This is a genomic window from Bradyrhizobium sp. Bra64 (assembly GCF_024519875.1).
Lineage (GTDB): Bacteria > Pseudomonadota > Alphaproteobacteria > Rhizobiales > Xanthobacteraceae > Bradyrhizobium > Bradyrhizobium japonicum_G.
Genome location: NZ_JALJRD010000007.1, coordinates 236,248 through 253,635, shown reverse-complemented (window position 1 = coordinate 253,635; position 17,388 = coordinate 236,248). Strand labels below are relative to the sequence as shown.

Genomic DNA, 17,388 nt, shown 5'->3' with positions numbered 1-17,388 from the left:
TCGCACGAATAGAGTTTCAAGCGGGCACGTCTTCAGACGAAGGCGTGCCCGTTTTCATTTGCGCAATGATGTCTTCGCGTCGGCAATGACGGAGTGTGAGGCTACGGCGCGCTCAACTCTCGCGTCCAGGGTACGAGAGCGAGATGAAACACTCGCACTCTCGCAGTCAGTGAGAAATTACGCCGCGGTCGCCGGCGGCAGGGCGAGCACCGAATAGATCGCCTGGGCATCGCGCGAGGCGCGGAGCTTCTTGGCGATGTCCTGGTCGCGGAGGAGACGGGCGATGCGGGCGAGCGCCTTGAGATGATCGGCGCCGGCGCCTTCGGGGGCGAGCAGCAGGAAGACGAGATCGACCGGCTGGCCGTCCATCGCCTCGAAATCGATCGGGCGATCGAGCCGCGCGAACAGGCCGAAGATCTTTTCCAGCTTGGGCAGTTTGCCGTGCGGAATGGCGACGCCGTAGCCGACCGCGGTGGTGCCGAGCTTCTCACGCTGCAGCAGCACCTCGAACACGGAGCGCTCGTTCTGCCCGGTCAGCTCGGCGGCCTTCGCCGCGAGCTCCTGGAGCGCCTGTTTCTTGCTGTTGACCTTCAATGCCGGGAGAATCGCCTCGGGTGCGACCAGATCGGTAATCGGCATGGAAATTTTCCGAGGTGAATTAAACCGTCAGGTTCCGAATTGGCCAGCTTGGAGAGAAACCATGCCGGGCCGGCGTCAAGAAGGTGAAGCAGGAAGAGGACTTAGCCCCGATCCTGATGTGGGGCGCTTCTACTCCAACGCAATCCCGGTGCCAACTGCTGCGTGCGGCTTTGCCCCGGTCATTGTTAAGGCCTGCGGATGCTACGGGGCCCGGTTCCGGCCCTAGCCGTCCGGTTTGGCCCCCGGCGGGTCGATCCAGCCCACATTGCCGTCGGCGCGGCGGTAAATGATGTTCACCCGGCCGCTGGAACCATGCTGGAATACCAGGCAGGGCGCTCCGCTGAGGTCGAGCTCCATGACGGCCTCGCTCACCGACAGCGGTTTCAGGGCGGTGGTGGCCTCGGCAATGATGACGGGGCTGTAGCCGGTGACCTCTTCCTCGTCCTCACCCTCGCCCGGCGCTTCCAGCACGTAGCTCGTGGCATCCATGGCCGCGAGCGCGGCGGACGCGACGTGGGCCTTGCGGGCGGAGCGGTCCTTGAGCCGGCTCTTGTAGCGCTTGAGCCGCTTCTCGATCATCAGCAGCGCCTGGTCGGCGCTGGCATAGGCGTCCGGCGCGTTCGAATCGGCTTCCAGCGTAATTCCGGAATCGAGGTGCAGCGCACAGTCGGTCCGGAAGCCGAAACCGTCCTTGCTGAGCGTGATGTGGCCGGAATAATTGCCGTCGAAATATTTACGCAGGACCTCTTCGGTCCGGTCGGTCACGCGGCCGCGCAGGGCCTCGCCGACGCTGACGCTCTTGCCCGAAATCCGAAGAGTCATGTGATGCCTCGCTTGGTTTGCGCCCGCTGCGACGACGCGTCATCGCAGCCGGGCTTGTTCCCTGCGCGTGATCCGTTCGAAAAACCGCTTCACACTTTTCCGGATCATGCGCGTGCTTGGATCGGTCGCGAATGGGGGAAGGAGAGTAGCGCGATTTCGCGCCAGCGCAATCAGGCCGGCTCGGGGTTGCGGGAGCGATCGGGCATTGCGTTGGAGAGGACGTTACCAAGAGCGCTCTGCTTGTCGCGACGGCGTTGCACCGAGGATGGAATGCGCATGGCTTCGCGGTACTTCGCGACCGTGCGGCGGGCAATATCAATGCCCGAGGCGCGCAAGCGTTCCACGATGGTGTCGTCCGACAGGATCGCGGCAGGTGCTTCCGAATCGATCAGCTGCTTGATGTGGTGGCGCACGGCTTCGGCCGAATGCGCCTCGCCGCCGTCGGCCGACGCGATCGAGGCCGTGAAGAAATATTTCAGCTCGAACGTGCCGCGATTGGTCGCCATGTATTTGTTGGCGGTGACGCGCGACACCGTGGATTCATGCATCTGGATGGCGTCGGCGACGGCCTTCAGGTTCAGCGGCCGCAGATGCGCCACGCCGTGGGTGAAGAAGCCGTCCTGCTGGCGCACGATCTCGGTTGCGACTTTCAGGATGGTGCGGGCGCGCTGGTCGAGCGCTCGCACCAGCCAGGTCGCGTTCTGGAGCGCGTCGGTGAAATAGGACTTGTCGCCGTCCTTGCCGATCTTCTTCGACAGCTCGGAATAATAGGTCTGGTTGACCAGCACGCGCGGCAAGGTGTCGCTGTTGAGCTCGACATGCCAGCCGCCGTCCGGACCCGGGCGGACATAGACGTCAGGCACCATGGTCTGCAAACGGGCCGAGCCGAACTTCATGCCGGGCTTGGGATTGAGCCGGCGGATCTCGCCGATCATGTCGGCGATGTCCTCGTCGTCGACACCGCACAGCTTGCGCAACGAGGCGACGTCGCGCTTGGCGAGCAGATCGAGATGCTCGACCAGCGCCTGCATCGCCGGGTCGTAGCGATCGAGCTCGCGGAGCTGGATCGCCAGGCATTCGCTCAAATTGCGCGCGCAAACGCCGGGCGGATCGAATTTTTGCAGCACGGCAAGAACGGCCTCGATGTCCTGCTGCGGGGCGCCAAGGCGCTGGGCGGCCTGGCCGAGATCGGGCGGCAAATAGCCGGCCTCGTCGACGAGGTCGATCAGGTACTGGCCGATCATGCGCTGGGCAGGGCCGGCGAAGGCGACCGAAAGCTGCTCGGCCAGATGGTCGCGGAGCGTGGTTTCCGCGGCGACGAAGGCTTCGAGATTGTAGTCCTCGTCGCCGGAGGCGCCGCCGCCCCATTCCGTATAGGTGGTCGGCGCCACGTCCTGGGCGTTGCGGGCGGCAGCCTCGGCCGGCTCTTCGGAGAAGACGTTGTCGAGGCCGGTGTCCAGGGTCTGCTCGATCTCGGCGCGGGTGCCGAGATCCTTGTTCATCCAGTCTTCCTGGCCCGGCTCGAAGGCCTCGCCGCTGCCGCCAAAGCCGTCATCGCCCTGTCCGTCGCCCTGTCCGTCGCCCTGGCCGCCGGACTCCTCGCCATCGCTGAACTGGCGGGCCTCGGCGGGAGCCTCGCCCGCGGGGGGCTCGTCGTTGGCCCGTTCCAGGAGCGGATTACGCTCGAGTTCCTCTTCCACGAATGTCGTGAGATCGAGATTGGACAATTGCAGCAGCTTGATCGCCTGCATCAACTGCGGCGTCATGACCAGCGACTGCGATTGCCGGAACTCTAATCTCTGCGAAAGCGCCATGAAGCAAGAACCGATCCCGAAAAGTTGGTCCGATTTTTGCTTATCCTAGTCCGCGCCCGATGTACACGGCTTGACGAATTGGAAAAATGGGCTAGAGGCGGAATTCCTCGCCAAGGTAAAGGCGGCGCACATCCGGATCAGCGACGATCTCATCCGGGCTGCCCTCGGTCAAGATTTCACCGGCATAGACGATATAGGCGCGATCGGTGAGGCCCAGCGTCTCGCGCACATTGTGGTCGGTGATCAGCACGCCGATGCCGCGATTGGTGAGATGGCGGACCAGATCCTGGATGTCGCCGACTGCGATCGGATCGATGCCCGCGAAAGGCTCGTCGAGCAGCATGTAGTTCGGACGCGTCGCCAGCGCGCGCGCGATCTCGACGCGGCGCCGCTCACCGCCGGACAGCGCGATCGAAGGCGATTTGCGCAGCCGCGTGATGTTGAATTCGTCGAGCAGCGAGTCGAGCTGCTGCTCGCGCTTCTTGCGCGACGGCTCGACCACTTCGAGCACGGCGCGGATGTTCTGCTCGACGGTGAGGCCGCGGAAGATCGAGGCTTCCTGCGGCAGATAGCCGATGCCGAGCCGCGCGCGCTGATACATCGGCAGCTTGGTGACGTCGTGGCCGTCGAGCTCGATCGCGCCGCGATCGGGCTTGATCAGGCCGGTGATCATGTAGAACACGGTGGTCTTGCCGGCGCCGTTCGGACCGAGCAGGCCGACCGCTTCACCGCGGCGCACGTAGATGCTGACACCGCGCACCACCTTGCGGCTACCGAAGCTCTTTTCCACGCTATGCACAGCGAGGTAGCCCGGCCGCTTCAGGAGCTGGGGCCCGCCGGCGCCATTGGGCCTGGTGGCCGACCTGGCGGGGTGAGCCGCCTGCGCACGCTGCGGCTCGGCCTGATAATCGGTCTGGAACTGATCCGGCGCACGCATCGGCTGGTCGCGGGCAATCGGCGGTGTGTCCCTGACAGGGCTGGGCACGAGCCCCCCGACGCCGTCACCGAGCGCGGTGATATCCTGACGCGCAAATCCTGGCCGGCCGCGCTTGGCGGGGCGCCGACGGAACATGCTGAAGAGATCGACCATCCCCGCCTTCTAGCCTTCCACGACGATCCTGAACGACATTCGCGCGATCTGCCGCGCCGGCCTTTCGTTTTGCCGACGCAGCATGAGTTGAGGAATGTCTCATGCCCAGTGAAACACGCCCGAAAAGCGGCGGACCCCGCTTCGAAAGCCCTTCGCGGTAAATACAGTCTCGCCGGCCAAGCTTCAACCTCGGATCGGGAGGCGTCAGCCCAACTTATTGAAGTTACTTTGGTTTACTTGCGCCGGGCAATTGCAGAGGCGCGCCCGGGCCGGGCTTGGCCGGGCTGCCGGATCCGCACTCGCTGCCGGCGCCCTGCGGCAGCAGTGCCTGCACCCGGCCGGTGTCGGATTCCACACGCGACACGCCCGTGGTCATGTCGACCGCCAGCCGGTCGCCGCGCAGCACGTTCTTGCACTGCGTCAGCACCACGCCGCCGAGCATGGTGATGAGGTTGGTCTTGGTGTCGAACACGGCGGTCTCGCCCGTCACCACCTGGTCCTTCTGGGTAACGACGACATTGCCGCGCGCTTCCAGCCGCTTGATCGAGGAACTGCCGCCCGGACCCGGCGTCGCCGACTGAATCGGCGCGGACTTCGCACCCTTGGCAGACGCAGGCTGCGGCGTGGCGGGCTTGTCGCCGCCGGACTCGTAAAACACCACCAGCGTCTTCGAGGTCATGGTGGTGTCGCCCTGGATCACCTTCACATTGCCGGAGAAGGTCGCTTCCTTCTTCTTGTCGCGCATCTCGAGCGAGGCGGCTTCGATCTGGATCGGCTGGTCGCGGTTCTGCGAAAAACCCTGCATCGCGTTCGGCACGCCTTGCATCGTGCTCTGCGCGGTTGCCGCACCGGCCAGCACGACGCCGACGGCGAGCGCGGCGACGCTGCCGATGGCGCGCCGCTTGTTATCGTTGCGCGAGAAAAAAGGAGCCATGAAAATCACTTTGAATTGGCAGACTTGTTCTGGGGCGTACGCGTCTTCACCGGCGGCGCGGGCTCGGGCGGTGCAGGCTGAACGGCGGGGTCGTCCAGCTTGTCCAGGTGCATCACGACGTTGCCCTCGAAGCGAATGACGTCGCCGCCTTCCGTGATCCGCAGCCGATCGGCGGTCAGCGTGCCGTTGGTCAGCTTGACGTCGACATGCTCGTCCGAGGAGACCGTGCCCTTGCCCATGTCGACGAAGGCGGAGTTCAGCCGCGCCTCGTAGCCGGTCGAGGTGCGCAGGAAGATGTCCTTGTGCAGGTCGAGCTGCTGCTGCTTGTTGTCGAAGCGGCCGGTACGGGCGTCCAGGAACAGGGTGGATTGATCTTCCATCAGCACCTTGGCGCGCAGGTCGTGAAGATCGACGTGATCGGGATCGGTGATGTCCTGCGTTGCCGTCTTGGCCCAGAGCTCGTAGGGCCGCTGGTCCGGGGTGAAGCCGGCCATGTGCGGCGATTCCATCGTGATCTTGGTGCCTGACACCACCATGTTTCCGGAATCGAGCGGCAGTTTCGGCATCAGCATGCGGAACGGATTGAAGATCGAGACGCCGAGGATGGCGGCCAGGGACAACAGCACCGCGCCCGGCACGGCAATGCGCAGAATCCGCACCAGGCGGCTGTGGCGCGCCGCGCTGGCAAACTTCGCCGCAAGCGCGGCGTCGTAGGTGGGATTATGGGCCGAATTCACCTGGGCTCCTGAGGTGTCGCTCGCCGTGTCCGGTTGAAGGTCGCCCCATTGTAGCTGGCAACGCCCAAACATGCAGCCAGCGACAGGCCGTTACGAAAGTGTCCGAAACGGGGCGGCAACTCGCCTCAGCAGCCGGCCGAACCGCTCAGGAATGCGCAAAAATGTCCTCTTCGGCCCAGCCCTGGAGATCGAGCAAGGCGCGGGTCGGCAGGAAGTCGAAACAGGCCTTTGCCAGCGCGGCGCGGCCCTCGCGCACTAGCATGGCATCGAGCCGCTCGCGCAAGCCGTGCAGATGCAGCACGTCGGAGGCGGCGTAGGCGAGCTGCGGCTCGGTCAGGCTGTCGGCGCCCCAGTCGCTGGATTGCTGCTGCTTGGAGAGGTCGACATTGAGCACCTCGCGCACGAGGTCCTTGAGGCCGTGGCGGTCGGTATAGGTGCGGGTCAGGCGGGAGGCGATCTTGGTGCAGTAGATCGGCCCGGTCATGACGCCGAAGGTCTGGTACAGCACTGCGACGTCGAACCGCGCGAAGTGGAAGATTTTCGTGTTGGCGGGATTGGCCAGCAGGGCCTTCAGGTTCGGCGCATCGGTGTGGCCCTTGGGGATCTGCACCACGTCGGCGCTGCCGTCGCCGGGCGAGAGCTGCACCACGCAGAGCCGGTCGCGGTGCGGGTTCAGGCCCATGGTCTCGGTGTCGATCGCCACCGCTCCGGTATAGCGGGAGAGGTCCGGCAGGTCGCCGCGATGCAGGCGTACGGTCATGGCGTTTCAAAACCTCGAGCGAATCGGTTGCGTCGGAACAATAGGCTAATTCGGATTGCCCGCGATGTACCCATTGCAGCCCGGCCGCGCAAGCACGGGCGTCCGCGACGGAGCGACCAGATCAAACGGGTGAAAAAAGCGACGACGTCGATCGCATCGCGCATGTCGCGGTGCGATCAAGACCTTACGATCAAGACGTTGCGACCAAGACCTTACGACAAGACGTCGCGACACTGCGGCACACCGTGCGGAGCATCCCCCAAGGGGAGAATCGAACGGGAAACAGTGCCAAAGATGGTGCCCAGGAAAGGACTCGAACCTTCACGGCCGTTAAGCCACTGGCACCTGAAGCCAGCGCGTCTACCAATTCCACCACCTGGGCATGCCGGTTGGGCACGGAGGCGGTTACTACGGTTCAGTGACGCCGTTGTCAATTCATGCGTGCCCCGGGCTGGGGATGCGGATTGCGCATCGCAAACCGGCCCGATACAAGCCTGATAACACGCAGTCTTCCCGCAGGAATGGATCCCATGGCATCGAATCTGGAAACTCTCGTCACGGTTTTCGGCGGATCGGGGTTTTTGGGCCGGAATGTCGTCCGCGCGCTGTGCCGGCGCGACTATCGGGTCCGGGTCGCGGTGCGGCGGCCGGAACTAGCCGGATACCTCCAGCCCTCCGGCAAGGTCGGGCAGGTCCACACCGTCCAGGCCAACCTGCGCTATCCGGCCTCGGTCGAGGCGGCGCTGCGTGATTCGCATGTCGTGATCAACCTGGTCGGCATCCTCGCCGAGGGCGGCGCGCAGACGTTTGACGCGGTGCAGGCCAAGGGCGCCGAGGCCGTGGCCAAGGCCACCGCTGCGGCAGGTGCGCGCCTGGTGCACGTCTCGGCGATCGGCGCCGACGCGGAATCGCCCTCGCACTACGCCAGGGCCAAGGCGGCCGGCGAGGCCGCGGTGCTGGCCGCGGTGCCGTCGGCGACGATCTTCCGTCCCTCCGTGGTGTTCGGCCCCGAGGACCAGTTCACCAACCGTTTCGCGGCGCTGGCGCGGATGTCGCCGGTGCTGCCGCTGATCGGCGGGACGACCCGGATGCAGCCGGTCTATGTCGGCGACGTCGCCACCGCGATCGCCGATGCCGTCGACGGCAAGGCCAGGCCGGGCGCGACCTACGAGCTCGGCGGGCCGGAAGTCCTGACCATGCGCGAGATCATCGAAGCCATCCTGGAGATCACCGACCGCGAGCGGATGCTGGTGCCGCTGCCGTTCGGGCTCGCCCGCTTCAAGGCCAACTTCCTGCAATTCGCGCCGGGCGCGTTCAAGCTGACGCCTGACCAGGTCACGCTGCTCGAGCGCGACAATGTCGTGTCGGATGCGGCCAAGGCCGCCGGCCTGACGCTGGAAGGTCTCGGCATCACCGCCGATTCGATGGAAGCCATCGCCCCGCAATATCTCTGGCGCTTCCGCGCCGCCGGGCAATTCCAGCGCAAGAGCGCGTAGGGTCTCTTCGCCTCGCCGTTCGCGGGCGCGGCGGCCCGTTCGACCTCTAGCGGCCGAGCGCCAGCGCGATCAGGCCGAGCGTGCCGACGATGACGCGCCACCAGGCGAACACCACGAAGCCGTGGCGGGTGACGTAGGACAAAAACGTCTTCACCACGATGATCGCGGTAATGAACGACACCACGAAGCCGATCGCGACGACGCCGATGTGGTCCATCGTCATTTCGGAGCGGTTCTTGTAGAAATCGTAGGCGAACGCGCCGATCATGGTGGGGATGGCGAGGAAGAACGAGAACTCCGCCGCCGCGCGCTTGTCGGCACCCAGGAACATCGCCGCCACGATGCTGGCGCCGGAGCGCGACACGCCCGGGATCATCGCCACGCACTGAGCGATGCCGATATAGAGATACATCAGCAGCGGAAACCGGGTGGCGTCGTGCTCACGCGCCTTGAAATCGAGCCGATCGACCCAGAGCAGGATGGCGCCGCCGACGATCAGCGAGAAGCAGACCACCCATGGATTGAACAGCATGCTCTTGATGTATTTGCCGGCGACGAGACCGACGATGACAGCGGGCAGGAACGCCACCAGCACGCCGATCACGAAGCGGCGCGCATGGGCGTCGCCCGTGAACATGCCGATCGCGACGTCCCACAATTTCTTGAAGTACAACACGACGATCGCGAGGATCGCGCCGAGCTGGATCAGAACCGTAAACGAATCCCAGAACGCGCCCTCGCCGAGATGGAAGAAGCGCTCCGCAAGCAGCAGGTGACCGGTCGAGGACACGGGAAGGAACTCGGTCACACCCTCGATGATGCCGAGGATCACTGCCCGTATTGCATCTGACATATTTACGGTCCATTTCCGCTGGAAAAACGGGGCTCTTCTCGCCCATCCGCCTCTTTCCCGCAATCGCAAAATGCGGCATCGCACCCTTGCTTCGCGGTTTTGAAGGACTAGTGTGGCGCCGCACAAACATTGATGGATTCTTAAGCACCATCAAATAGTCAAAGGCTTCATGTTTACGCTGTTTCATCATCCGTTCTGTCCGCATTCGCGGTTCATCCGCCTGATCGCGGGAGAATACGGGCTCGACCTGAAGCTGGTTGAAGAGCGCAGTTGGGAGCGGCGCGAAGCCTTTCTGCTGCTCAATGCGGCGGGCGCGACGCCCGTGCTGGTGGACGACGAGCAGCCGCCTATCCCGGGCGCGGCGATCATCGCCGAATATGTCGACGAGTCCTATGGGCACGACATGGGCCCCAAGCGGCTGATGCCGGAAACGATCGGCGAGCGCGTCGAGGTGCGCCGGCTGATGGCCTGGTTCAACGAGAAGTTCTTCGAGGAAGTCTCACACCCGCTCGTCACCGAGCGCATCTACAAGCGCTTCATGAGCGAGGACAATGGCGGCGGCGCGCCCTCGGCCGACGTGATGCGCGCAGCGAAGGCAAACGTGCGCTATCATCTGGCCTATATCGGCTGGCTGGCGCAGACGCGTAACTTCCTCGCCGGCGACCGGCTCACCTACGCGGATCTCGCCGCCGCGGCGCATCTCTCGGCGATCGACTATCTGGGCGACGTGCCATGGAGCGAGGACGACGCAGCAAAGGCGTGGTACGCGCGGGTGAAATCCCGCCCGTCGTTCCGTCCGCTGCTGAGCGAATGGCTGGCGGGCGTGCCGGCATCGCGGACCTACGTGGACCTCGACTTCTGAACTCCGACCCGACTGAACTGAAGGCAGCGCTGGCCAACGAGGCACGCGCGCTCGGTTTCGACTGCATCGGCGTAACGGTACCAGGCACGATCGAAAGCGCCGGACAGCATTTCCTCGAATTCATCGCATCGGGCGGCCATGGCGACATGGACTGGCTCGCCGCGCAGCCGGAGCGCCGCGTCGATCCGCGCGGGCTGTGGCAGGACGTGCGCAGCGTCATCATGCTCGGCGTCAATTACGGCCCCGACCAGGATCCGCTCGCGATCCTGAAGCAGCGAACGCGCGCGGCGATCTCGGTCTATGCGCAGGGCGACGACTATCACGACCTCATCAAGAAGCGCCTGAAGGCGCTGGCGCGCTGGCTGGTCGCGGCCGCACCGTCCGAGGTGAAGGTGTTCGTCGACACCGCGGCGGTGATGGAGAAGCCGCTGGCGCAGACCGCGGGTCTCGGCTGGCAAGGCAAGCACACCAATCTGGTCTCGCGCGAGTTCGGCTCCTGGCTGTTTCTCGGCGCGATCTACACCACGCTGGAGCTGCCGCGCGACCCGGCCGAGATCGATCATTGCGGCTCGTGCCGGGCCTGTCTCGACATCTGCCCGACCGCGGCATTTCCCGCGCCCTACAAGCTCGATGCGCGGCGCTGCATCTCGTATCTCACCATCGAGAACAAGGGACCTATCCCGCGCGAATTCCGCAAGGCCATCGGCAACCGCATCTATGGCTGCGACGATTGCCTCGCCGCGTGTCCCTGGAACAAGTTCGCGCAGGAAGGCCGCGAGGCAAAGCTCGCCGCGCGCGAGGCATTGCGCGCGCCGGGTCTTGCCGAGCTCGCACGGCTCGACGACGCTTCGTTTCGTGCGCTGTTCACGAAGTCGCCGGTCAAGCGCATCGGCCGCGACCGCTTTCTGCGCAATGTGCTGATCGCGATCGGCAATTCCGGCGATGCGGCGCTGGCTGAGGAGGCGCGGCGATTGCTCGACGACGCGAGTCCGCTGGTGCGCTGCGCGGCGGTGTGGGCGCTGGCGCAGCTGCTGTCGCGCGATGAGTTCGAGGCGATCAAGTCTGCCGCGATGAACAGCGAGCGCGACGACGGCGTGCATGAGGAGTGGCGGGCAGCTTCCCGACCCTCATCCTGAGAAGCGTGCGTCTTCGCGCGGGTCTCGAAGGATGCGGGCCAAGCTGCAGCAGCGGGGCTCTCATGGTTCGCGACGCGCGTGCCGCGCGCCTCACCATGAGGGTTGAGCATCTTGATTTCCCCGCCGCTTCCTTCAAGCTCGCGGGCCATGACAAACATGCCTTTCTTCACCCGCGAGGGCGATACATTCCATCCGACGGAAGTCGCCAACGGTCCCTGGGATCCGAAATCGCTGCACGGACGCGTCATCGTCGGCCTGCTCGGCTTCGCCATCGAGGAGCGCCATTCGGGCCCGGAATTGGTGCCGGCGCGGCTGACCGTCGACATGTTTCGGCTTCCCACCATCGACAAGCCGATCGAGGTGACGACGCGGCTGGTGCGCGACGGCTTGCGCATCCGCGTGGTGGAAGCGGAGTTCCTGTCCGGCGGCGTCAGCATGGCACGCGCCTCGTGCCAGCTGTTGCGGCGGACGCAGAATCCGGACGGCAACGTCTGGTCGCCGCCGAACTGGGACGTGCCGAAACCGGCCGACATCCCCAAGCCGACCGATCCGCGGCTCGGCTTGAACGGCAAATGGACGACACGGCCGATCGTCGGCCATATGGGCTCGCTGGGTCCGCGCCGGCTCTGGATGAGCGAGGTGCGCGAGCTGGTCGCGGGCGTGCCGATGACGCCCTTCGTCCATGTCGCTGTTGGAGCCGACTTCGCCAGCCCGTTTGCAAACGCCGGCGACAAGGGGCTCGGCTACATCAACAGCGACGTCACGATCTATCTGCACCGCCTGCCGGTGACGAACTGGATCGGCTTCGACGTGGTGAACCACCAGGCCACCGATGGCGTGGCGGTCGGCGAATGCTGGCTCTACGACGAACAGGGCCCGATCGGCACCGCCACGGTCGCAGCCCTGGCGCAACGCAAGCCGATGGCGAATCCGTCGAAGCGGTAGTGCAGCTAAACCAGATGCCGCTTCATCTCCGGCCGCGCCTTCAGTTCCGCACCCTGCCTGGCGACGATCTTCGCGATTCTTTCAGGCGCGAACTTCAAATCGACGAACGCCGGCGCGGTGTTGGCGACCTCGTGATAGAAAGCGATCCTGCCGTCACGCAGCGTCATGATCGCGACACCCTCGAACATCGCCCGCGCGCCGTTCGCTTCCGGCAAGGTTGATCTGTAGCTGAAGGTGTAGCGCGCACAGAGCGTGGTGCCGTCGGTGACGGGGTCGTGCATGTCCCAGCGGAAATCGGTCGCCGTGCGATAGAACCAGTCGTCGATCAGCGCGGCGATCTTCTCGCGGCCTTCGAAGGCGCCGTAGAACACGTCGTGATAGACGCCGTCCTCGGTGAAGAGATCGGCAAAGGCACGGCCGTTGCGCTGCTCGACGGCATCGCAGAAGGCGCGCAGCATTTCGGCGCTGGTCATCGGCGTTTCTCCTGGCTTCGCGTTTGGAGACACTTCACCCGATCTCGGCGACCGCTGCAAGAATGCGCGCGATGTCCTGCGGGCGCGACAGCCGATGGTCGCCGTCCTGGATCATCGTCAGTACGACGTCGTCGGCCGGCAGGCGATGGGTCAGCGCGAAGGCGTGCTGCCAGGGCACGTCCGGATCCTGTGCGCCTTGCAGGATGCGAACCGGGCAGCCGAGATCGATCGCGCTGCCGAGCAGCAGATGATTCCGCCCTTCCTCGATCAGTTTCCGCGTGATCGGATAGGGCGAGCCGTCGCCATAATCCGACGGCCGCATCCAGACGCCCTTGGTCTCGATCTCCTGCTTCACCGCGGGCGAAAAATTCTTCCACATCAGCTCCTCGGTGAAGTCGGGTGCCGGCGCGATCAGCACCAGGCCTGCGAGCGACGCCTTGGCTTGCGGTTTCTCTTGCCGCTTCCCGATCTCACGCGCGAGCAGCAGCGCCATCCAGCCGCCCATGGAGGAGCCGATCAGAACCTGCGGGCCGTCGCAGAAGCGTTCGACCACCGCGACGCTTTCCTCAAGCCAGCACCCGATGGTGCCGTCGGCGAAATCGCCGCCGGATTCGCCGTGGCCGGAATAGTCGAACCGGACCACAGCGCGGCCCTGCGCCCGGGCCCAGTCGTCCAGCGCAACGGCCTTGCTGCCCTGCATGTCCGATTTGAACCCGCCGAGCCAGACCAGCCCGGGTCCTTGGCCAGATTGTTGGCCCGCGCGGCGGCGCACCGCGATCCTGCGCGCAGACTGGCCCTCGCCCACATCGATGAAGTCGAGCACGGCATCGGGAATTGCGTTGGTCATGGAACGTTTACTCTGGCTGTGCGGTTTGAGCTGCTCGGATCTGCTTTGCGGCGCATTGGGACACCGGCATTGGCCCTTTGGGACGCTTGCGGAACAGAAGCAAGGTGTCTATGTGGTCAGCGTGCCCGGGCGTGGCCAAAATGCCTCGCATTTGAGGCTTTTTCGCCCCTCGCACGAGCGAATTGCTTGCCGGCAAACGTATCTTCCTGCAAGATAGCTGCCTCTTTCACAACTTTGGAGAACCACCCATTCGCCGTCCCAATAAAGCCCCGCCCGTTGCCGCCAAAGACGGGCCGCGCATCAATGACGATATTCGCAATGCGCAGATCCAGCTGATCGATCAGACCGGTGACAACAAAGGCACGGTCGAGACCGTCGCGGCTATCCGCATGGCCCAGGAAGCCGGCATGGATCTGGTCGAGATCTCGCCGAATGTCAGCCCTCCCGTCTGCAAGATCATGGACTACGGGAAGTACAAATATTCCGCGCAGAAAAAAGCCGCCGAAGCCCGCAAGCGGCAGAAGATCGTCGAGATCAAGGAGATCAAGCTCCGCCCGATGATCGACGACCACGATTACGAAGTTAAGATGCGCGCGATGCAGCGGTTCTTCGAAGAGGGTGACAAGGTCAAGATCACCCTGCGTTATCGCGGCCGCGAAATGGCGCACCAGGAGATCGGCACCAAGCTGCTCGACAAGATCAAGACCGACGTCGCCGAGCTCGCCAAGGTCGAGCAGGACGCGCGGTTCGAGGGCCGTCAGGTCGTCATGGTGCTGGCACCGCGCTGACACCGGCTCTTGAGGCCCGTCTCTTGAGGCCAAGGAATTCAACGGCCCGTCCGGATCTCGGCGGGCCGTTTTGTTTTGGGCGAGGTGCAAGCCGCAGGCGCCGCTGCAACTTCTCCCGACTGCGGGAGAGGCAGCCGATCGCCATCTTGGCGGTCGCTTTCCTCACTAGTTCCGCGTCGCCTGCCAGGTGCCGCTGCAGCGATCGCCGGAGATGATTCCGTTCCAGGAGCCGGTCCCGGCGACGCCGGCGAGCCGGCCGCCGCCAGTGGCGTGGGACGCCCCGACGGAAACCTGGACCGCGACGGCGCCGCCGCGATTGACCTTGCCGGAGACCCGGCCTCCGCCGGCGGACGAGACCCGGCTGCCGGTGACGGTGAAGGGGACGCTGTAGCCGGAGCTGCAATTTCCGCGCGTGGTGGCGAAGGTGACGTTCCAGACGCCGTCATATCCGCCGAGGCGGGCATCTGCGGTCGAGGGAAACGCAGCCACGGCGAGCACGGCCAACAGCGCTAGGCGGCGCGGACGAGCGACATCGGTCAAAGACGAAAGCATTCGGGAAAAAGGGGCCATTTGGGTCCTGCTCCGGGCGACAAGGCTTGGACATGAGGTCGCGATTCCGGATAGTCGCCGGGCAGGTTGCGCCGGTTCATCGTTGCCAATCGGCCTGTCCTCTGGCATAAGCCCAGCCTTCATCGCCCGGCTGATTAAGGGCTGCCGTGGCGGCGTTCCGTGCGGGTTTTGCGCTAGTTCGCAAAAACCTGAGCACAATCAACGCTCTAATAGAGCATTTTGACGGCCCAGCCGCCTTCGCGGGCGGATTTCTGTGGCCATTAGGAGAGCCAAATGCCCAAGCTGAAGACCAAATCGGGCGCAAAAAAGCGCTTCAAGGTGACTGCCACCGGCAAAGTGATGTTCGCCCATCGCAGCAAGCGTCACGGCATGATCAAGCGGACGAAGAAGCAGATCCGTCAGCTGCGCGGCACGGCCGTGCTGTTCAAGACCGACGGCGACAACGTCAAGAAGTACTTCTTGCCGAACGCCTGATCGCGTCCACGATCATTGCCGCCAGCGCCGCAGCTTTCGCGGCGATCCCAAAACTAAGTCATCTTTCGAAGGATATTTGTCATGTCTCGCGTCAAACGCGGTGTGACCGCCCACGCCAAGCACAAGAAAGTCTACAAGGCCGCCAAGGGTTTCCGCGGCCGCCGCAAGAACACCATCCGCACCGCCAAGCCGGCGGTCGAGAAGGCTCTGGTTTACGCCTTCCGCGATCGCAAGCGCAAGAAGCGGACGTTCCGCGCGCTCTGGATCCAGCGCATCAATGCCGCCGTCCGTCCGTTCGGCCTGACCTACAGCCGATTTATCGACGGCATGGCCAAGTCCGGCATCACCGTGGACCGCAAGGTGCTATCGGATCTCGCGATCAGCGAGCCCGCGGCGTTCCAGGCGATCGCCGAGAAGGCCAAGGCCGCGCTGGCCGCCTGAGGCTTGCGCTAGCGGGTCTTCTGGCCCGCAGCCTTCAGCGCGCGTTGCGAGTAACGCTGGGCGACCTCCGCCCGGCAGAATGCAGTGAACGAGAGATACATGGTGCCGGACTTGTTCCGGTACTTGCCGTCGCACACGCGCATCTCGCGTTGGTAGGCCTGTGTCTGCGCGGCGTTGAAGCCGGGCTTGAAGTCCGCCTCGCATTTCTTCTCGACGGCGGCACCGAGCTCGACGTCGCCGCTCGCGGTCAATTCGCAATCCTTGAAGACCTTCATCGCGCTTTCGCAGCTCTTCTGGGCACTGATGGCGTCGGCGACCTCGTCCAGCGTCATGGATTTGTCCATGCAGACCATGGCGCGCGCAGGCGTCCCGGCGACGGATAGAACGACGGCGAGAGCGGCAAGAAGAACTTCAAGGCAGGATTTCGAAAGCATCGCGGAAGTCTCCTCGTTTCCCCCTTGGTGCCGGGCCCCCGCGTGAGGTTCAACCCAGCCGTTCTTCAGCCCGAAATGACCGGCTTTTTGCTTGACGTTACGCCCTTCGGGCGGCGACAACCCAGCCGAATTTGGCAGCAAGGATTTGACTGTGTCCGACCTCGCAACGCTCGAAACATCCATCCTCGACCAGATCGCCGCCGCCGGCGATGAAGCCGCCCTCGAAGCGGTGCGCGTCGCAGCCCTCGGCAAGAAGGGTTCGATCTCGGCGCTCCTCGCCACGCTCGGCAAGATGTCGCCGGACGAGCGCAAGACGCAGGGCGCTGCGATCAACCAGGCCAAGGACAAGGTCACCGAGGCGCTCACCACGCGGCGCGACGTGCTCAAGTCCGCAGCGCTCGATGCGCGGCTCGCTTCCGAAACCATCGACGTCACCCTGCCGCTGCGCGATGCGCCGACTGAGGCCGGCCGCATCCACCCGCTGAGCCAGGTCTGGGACGAGCTCACCACGATCTTCGCCGACATGGGATTCTCGGTCGCCGAAGGCCCCGACATCGAGACGGACGACTACAACTTCACCAAGCTGAATTTCCCGGAAGGCCATCCCGCGCGCGAGATGCACGACACCTTCTTCTTCCATCCGAAGGAGGACGGCTCGCGCATGCTGCTCCGCACCCACACCTCGCCGGTGCAGGTGCGCACCATGCTGAGCCAGAAGCCGCCAATCCGCGTGATCTGCCCGGGCCGCACCTACCGCATCGATTCGGATGCGACCCACACGCCGCAATTCCACCAGGTCGAAGGCCTCGTCATCGACAAGCACTCGCATCTCGGCCACCTCAAATGGATCCTGCACGAGTTCTGCAAGGCGTTCTTCGAGGTCGACCACATCAACATGCGCTTCCGTCCCTCGTTCTTCCCGTTCACCGAACCGTCGCTTGAAGTCGACATCCAGTGCCGCCGCGACAAGGGCGAGATCCGCTTCGGCGAGGGCGAGGACTGGCTCGAGATTCTCGGCTGCGGCATGGTGCATCCGAACGTGCTGCGCGCCTGCGGCATCGATCCCGACGAATACCAGGGCTTTGCCTGGGGCATGGGCATCGACCGCATCGCCATGCTGAAATACGGCATCGCCGATCTGCGCCAACTGTTCGACAGCGACGTCCGCTGGCTGTCCCATTACGGCTTCAAGCCGCTCGAAGTGCCCACGCTCGCGGGAGGGCTGAGCTCGTGATGGCTGCGCCCGGACACACGAAGGCTCTCTCCGTTCCCT

Annotated in this window: 20 protein-coding genes and 1 tRNA gene; 8 read left to right on the top strand and 13 right to left on the bottom strand. The window is 64.6% G+C overall.

All coding sequences use genetic code 11. The features are described from left to right. Positions 1-177: 177 nt before the first annotated feature. From ptsN to NR187_RS21845, 8 genes are all read right to left on the bottom strand, one after another. Positions 178-639 carry a PTS IIA-like nitrogen regulatory protein PtsN gene (ptsN, locus tag NR187_RS21880; RefSeq protein ID WP_008141251.1) on the bottom strand — a complete coding sequence of 154 codons (462 nt, stop codon included), beginning with the start codon at positions 637-639 and terminating at the stop codon, positions 178-180. A 222-nt stretch (positions 640-861) separates the two neighbouring features. Beyond that, positions 862-1,461 (bottom strand): ribosome hibernation-promoting factor, HPF/YfiA family, encoded by a 600-nt coding sequence (hpf, locus tag NR187_RS21875; protein WP_211383849.1) that lies wholly within the window; start codon positions 1,459-1,461, stop codon positions 862-864. Positions 1,462-1,631: 170 nt separating this feature from the next. Further along, positions 1,632-3,275, bottom strand: a complete 1,644-nt coding sequence (gene rpoN / locus NR187_RS21870; RefSeq protein ID WP_211383848.1) for an RNA polymerase factor sigma-54 — start codon at positions 3,273-3,275, stop codon at positions 1,632-1,634. A 91-nt stretch (positions 3,276-3,366) separates the two neighbouring features. After that, entirely contained in the window at positions 3,367-4,365 is a 999-nt protein-coding gene (gene lptB, locus NR187_RS21865) for an LPS export ABC transporter ATP-binding protein (protein ID WP_256807575.1), read from the bottom strand. 223 nt (positions 4,366-4,588) lie between these two features. After that, on the bottom strand, positions 4,589-5,299 hold the full coding sequence (locus NR187_RS21860) for an LptA/OstA family protein (protein ID WP_211383846.1): 711 nt from the start codon (positions 5,297-5,299) through the stop codon (positions 4,589-4,591). A gap of 5 nt (positions 5,300-5,304) precedes the next feature. Beyond that, positions 5,305-6,036 carry an LPS export ABC transporter periplasmic protein LptC gene (gene lptC, locus NR187_RS21855; protein WP_211383845.1) on the bottom strand — a complete coding sequence of 244 codons (732 nt, stop codon included), beginning with the start codon at positions 6,034-6,036 and terminating at the stop codon, positions 5,305-5,307. A gap of 145 nt (positions 6,037-6,181) precedes the next feature. Beyond that, positions 6,182-6,796 (bottom strand): ribonuclease D, encoded by a 615-nt coding sequence (locus tag NR187_RS21850; RefSeq protein ID WP_211383844.1) that lies wholly within the window; start codon positions 6,794-6,796, stop codon positions 6,182-6,184. Between the two features lie 295 nt (positions 6,797-7,091). Next, positions 7,092-7,178 (bottom strand) — tRNA-Leu (locus NR187_RS21845). A gap of 148 nt (positions 7,179-7,326) precedes the next feature. Here NR187_RS21845 and NR187_RS21840 point away from each other — a divergent pair. Continuing rightward, complete coding sequence (locus NR187_RS21840) at positions 7,327-8,292, top strand: complex I NDUFA9 subunit family protein (protein WP_256807574.1); 966 nt, start codon at positions 7,327-7,329, stop codon at positions 8,290-8,292. A gap of 46 nt (positions 8,293-8,338) precedes the next feature. Here NR187_RS21840 and NR187_RS21835 read toward each other — a convergent pair whose 3' ends face one another. Next, on the bottom strand, positions 8,339-9,145 hold the full coding sequence (locus tag NR187_RS21835; RefSeq protein ID WP_256807572.1) for an undecaprenyl-diphosphate phosphatase: 807 nt from the start codon (positions 9,143-9,145) through the stop codon (positions 8,339-8,341). 169 nt (positions 9,146-9,314) lie between these two features. Between NR187_RS21835 and NR187_RS21830 the strand changes: the two genes are divergently transcribed. The 3 genes from NR187_RS21830 (at position 9,315) to NR187_RS21820 (ending at position 12,088) form a co-directional block, all read left to right on the top strand. Further along, the gene (locus NR187_RS21830) at positions 9,315-10,007 is read left to right on the top strand and encodes a glutathione S-transferase family protein (RefSeq protein ID WP_211383841.1); all 693 of its coding nucleotides are present in this window, start codon (positions 9,315-9,317) and stop codon (positions 10,005-10,007) included. Continuing rightward, the gene (gene queG, locus NR187_RS21825; RefSeq protein WP_256807570.1) at positions 9,956-11,143 is read left to right on the top strand and encodes a tRNA epoxyqueuosine(34) reductase QueG; all 1,188 of its coding nucleotides are present in this window, start codon (positions 9,956-9,958) and stop codon (positions 11,141-11,143) included. Before NR187_RS21830 ends, queG begins: the two co-directional genes overlap by 52 nt. Positions 11,144-11,290: 147 nt before the next feature. Beyond that, positions 11,291-12,088: an acyl-CoA thioesterase domain-containing protein gene (locus NR187_RS21820; RefSeq protein WP_256807569.1), complete on the top strand. Its 798-nt coding sequence runs from the start codon at positions 11,291-11,293 to the stop codon at positions 12,086-12,088. Positions 12,089-12,093: 5 nt separating this feature from the next. On the opposite strand, the gene NR187_RS21815 is transcribed toward NR187_RS21820, so the two are convergent. Both NR187_RS21815 and NR187_RS21810 read right to left on the bottom strand, forming a co-directional pair. Continuing rightward, on the bottom strand, positions 12,094-12,561 hold the full coding sequence (locus NR187_RS21815; RefSeq protein WP_256807567.1) for a nuclear transport factor 2 family protein: 468 nt from the start codon (positions 12,559-12,561) through the stop codon (positions 12,094-12,096). 34 nt (positions 12,562-12,595) lie between these two features. Then, positions 12,596-13,408: a carboxylesterase gene (locus NR187_RS21810; RefSeq protein WP_256807566.1), complete on the bottom strand. Its 813-nt coding sequence runs from the start codon at positions 13,406-13,408 to the stop codon at positions 12,596-12,598. A gap of 248 nt (positions 13,409-13,656) precedes the next feature. Between NR187_RS21810 and infC the strand changes: the two genes are divergently transcribed. After that, on the top strand, positions 13,657-14,196 hold the full coding sequence (gene infC, locus NR187_RS21805; RefSeq protein ID WP_211384211.1) for a translation initiation factor IF-3: 540 nt from the start codon (positions 13,657-13,659) through the stop codon (positions 14,194-14,196). Between the two features lie 165 nt (positions 14,197-14,361). Here infC and NR187_RS21800 read toward each other — a convergent pair whose 3' ends face one another. Beyond that, the gene (locus tag NR187_RS21800; RefSeq protein WP_256807565.1) at positions 14,362-14,766 is read right to left on the bottom strand and encodes a hypothetical protein; all 405 of its coding nucleotides are present in this window, start codon (positions 14,764-14,766) and stop codon (positions 14,362-14,364) included. Between the two features lie 273 nt (positions 14,767-15,039). Between NR187_RS21800 and rpmI the strand changes: the two genes are divergently transcribed. Then, positions 15,040-15,240, top strand: coding sequence for a 50S ribosomal protein L35 (gene rpmI, locus NR187_RS21795; protein WP_007598540.1), 201 nt, complete (start codon positions 15,040-15,042; stop codon positions 15,238-15,240). An 81-nt stretch (positions 15,241-15,321) separates the two neighbouring features. Continuing rightward, entirely contained in the window at positions 15,322-15,681 is a 360-nt protein-coding gene (gene rplT / locus NR187_RS21790; protein WP_211383835.1) for a 50S ribosomal protein L20, read from the top strand. Between the two features lie 8 nt (positions 15,682-15,689). Here rplT and NR187_RS21785 read toward each other — a convergent pair whose 3' ends face one another. Next, the gene (locus NR187_RS21785) at positions 15,690-16,115 is read right to left on the bottom strand and encodes a hypothetical protein (RefSeq protein WP_256807564.1); all 426 of its coding nucleotides are present in this window, start codon (positions 16,113-16,115) and stop codon (positions 15,690-15,692) included. A 151-nt stretch (positions 16,116-16,266) separates the two neighbouring features. Here NR187_RS21785 and pheS point away from each other — a divergent pair, with 151 nt between their 5' ends. Beyond that, on the top strand, positions 16,267-17,349 hold the full coding sequence (gene pheS / locus NR187_RS21780; RefSeq protein ID WP_211383833.1) for a phenylalanine--tRNA ligase subunit alpha: 1,083 nt from the start codon (positions 16,267-16,269) through the stop codon (positions 17,347-17,349). Positions 17,350-17,388 lie beyond the last annotated feature (39 nt).

What these genes read in the sequence shown, in the direction of transcription:
- ptsN (WP_008141251.1), bottom strand. Translation starts at nt 639, where the DNA reads ATGCCGATTACCGATCTGGTCGCACCCGAGGCGATTCTCCCGGCATTG.
- hpf (WP_211383849.1), bottom strand. Translation starts at nt 1,461, where the DNA reads ATGACTCTTCGGATTTCGGGCAAGAGCGTCAGCGTCGGCGAGGCCCTG.
- rpoN (WP_211383848.1), bottom strand. Translation starts at nt 3,275, where the DNA reads ATGGCGCTTTCGCAGAGATTAGAGTTCCGGCAATCGCAGTCGCTGGTC.
- lptB (WP_256807575.1), bottom strand. Translation starts at nt 4,365, where the DNA reads ATGGTCGATCTCTTCAGCATGTTCCGTCGGCGCCCCGCCAAGCGCGGC.
- NR187_RS21860 (WP_211383846.1), bottom strand. Translation starts at nt 5,299, where the DNA reads ATGGCTCCTTTTTTCTCGCGCAACGATAACAAGCGGCGCGCCATCGGC.
- NR187_RS21850 (WP_211383844.1), bottom strand. Translation starts at nt 6,796, where the DNA reads ATGACCGTACGCCTGCATCGCGGCGACCTGCCGGACCTCTCCCGCTAT.
- NR187_RS21840 (WP_256807574.1), top strand. Translation starts at nt 7,327, where the DNA reads ATGGCATCGAATCTGGAAACTCTCGTCACGGTTTTCGGCGGATCGGGG.
- NR187_RS21835 (WP_256807572.1), bottom strand. Translation starts at nt 9,145, where the DNA reads ATGTCAGATGCAATACGGGCAGTGATCCTCGGCATCATCGAGGGTGTG.
- NR187_RS21830 (WP_211383841.1), top strand. Translation starts at nt 9,315, where the DNA reads ATGTTTACGCTGTTTCATCATCCGTTCTGTCCGCATTCGCGGTTCATC.
- queG (WP_256807570.1), top strand. Translation starts at nt 9,956, where the DNA reads ATGGCTGGCGGGCGTGCCGGCATCGCGGACCTACGTGGACCTCGACTT.
- NR187_RS21820 (WP_256807569.1), top strand. Translation starts at nt 11,291, where the DNA reads ATGACAAACATGCCTTTCTTCACCCGCGAGGGCGATACATTCCATCCG.
- NR187_RS21815 (WP_256807567.1), bottom strand. Translation starts at nt 12,561, where the DNA reads ATGACCAGCGCCGAAATGCTGCGCGCCTTCTGCGATGCCGTCGAGCAG.
- NR187_RS21810 (WP_256807566.1), bottom strand. Translation starts at nt 13,408, where the DNA reads ATGACCAACGCAATTCCCGATGCCGTGCTCGACTTCATCGATGTGGGC.
- NR187_RS21800 (WP_256807565.1), bottom strand. Translation starts at nt 14,766, where the DNA reads ATGGCCCCTTTTTCCCGAATGCTTTCGTCTTTGACCGATGTCGCTCGT.
- rpmI (WP_007598540.1), top strand. Translation starts at nt 15,040, where the DNA reads ATGCCCAAGCTGAAGACCAAATCGGGCGCAAAAAAGCGCTTCAAGGTG.
- rplT (WP_211383835.1), top strand. Translation starts at nt 15,322, where the DNA reads ATGTCTCGCGTCAAACGCGGTGTGACCGCCCACGCCAAGCACAAGAAA.
- NR187_RS21785 (WP_256807564.1), bottom strand. Translation starts at nt 16,115, where the DNA reads ATGCTTTCGAAATCCTGCCTTGAAGTTCTTCTTGCCGCTCTCGCCGTC.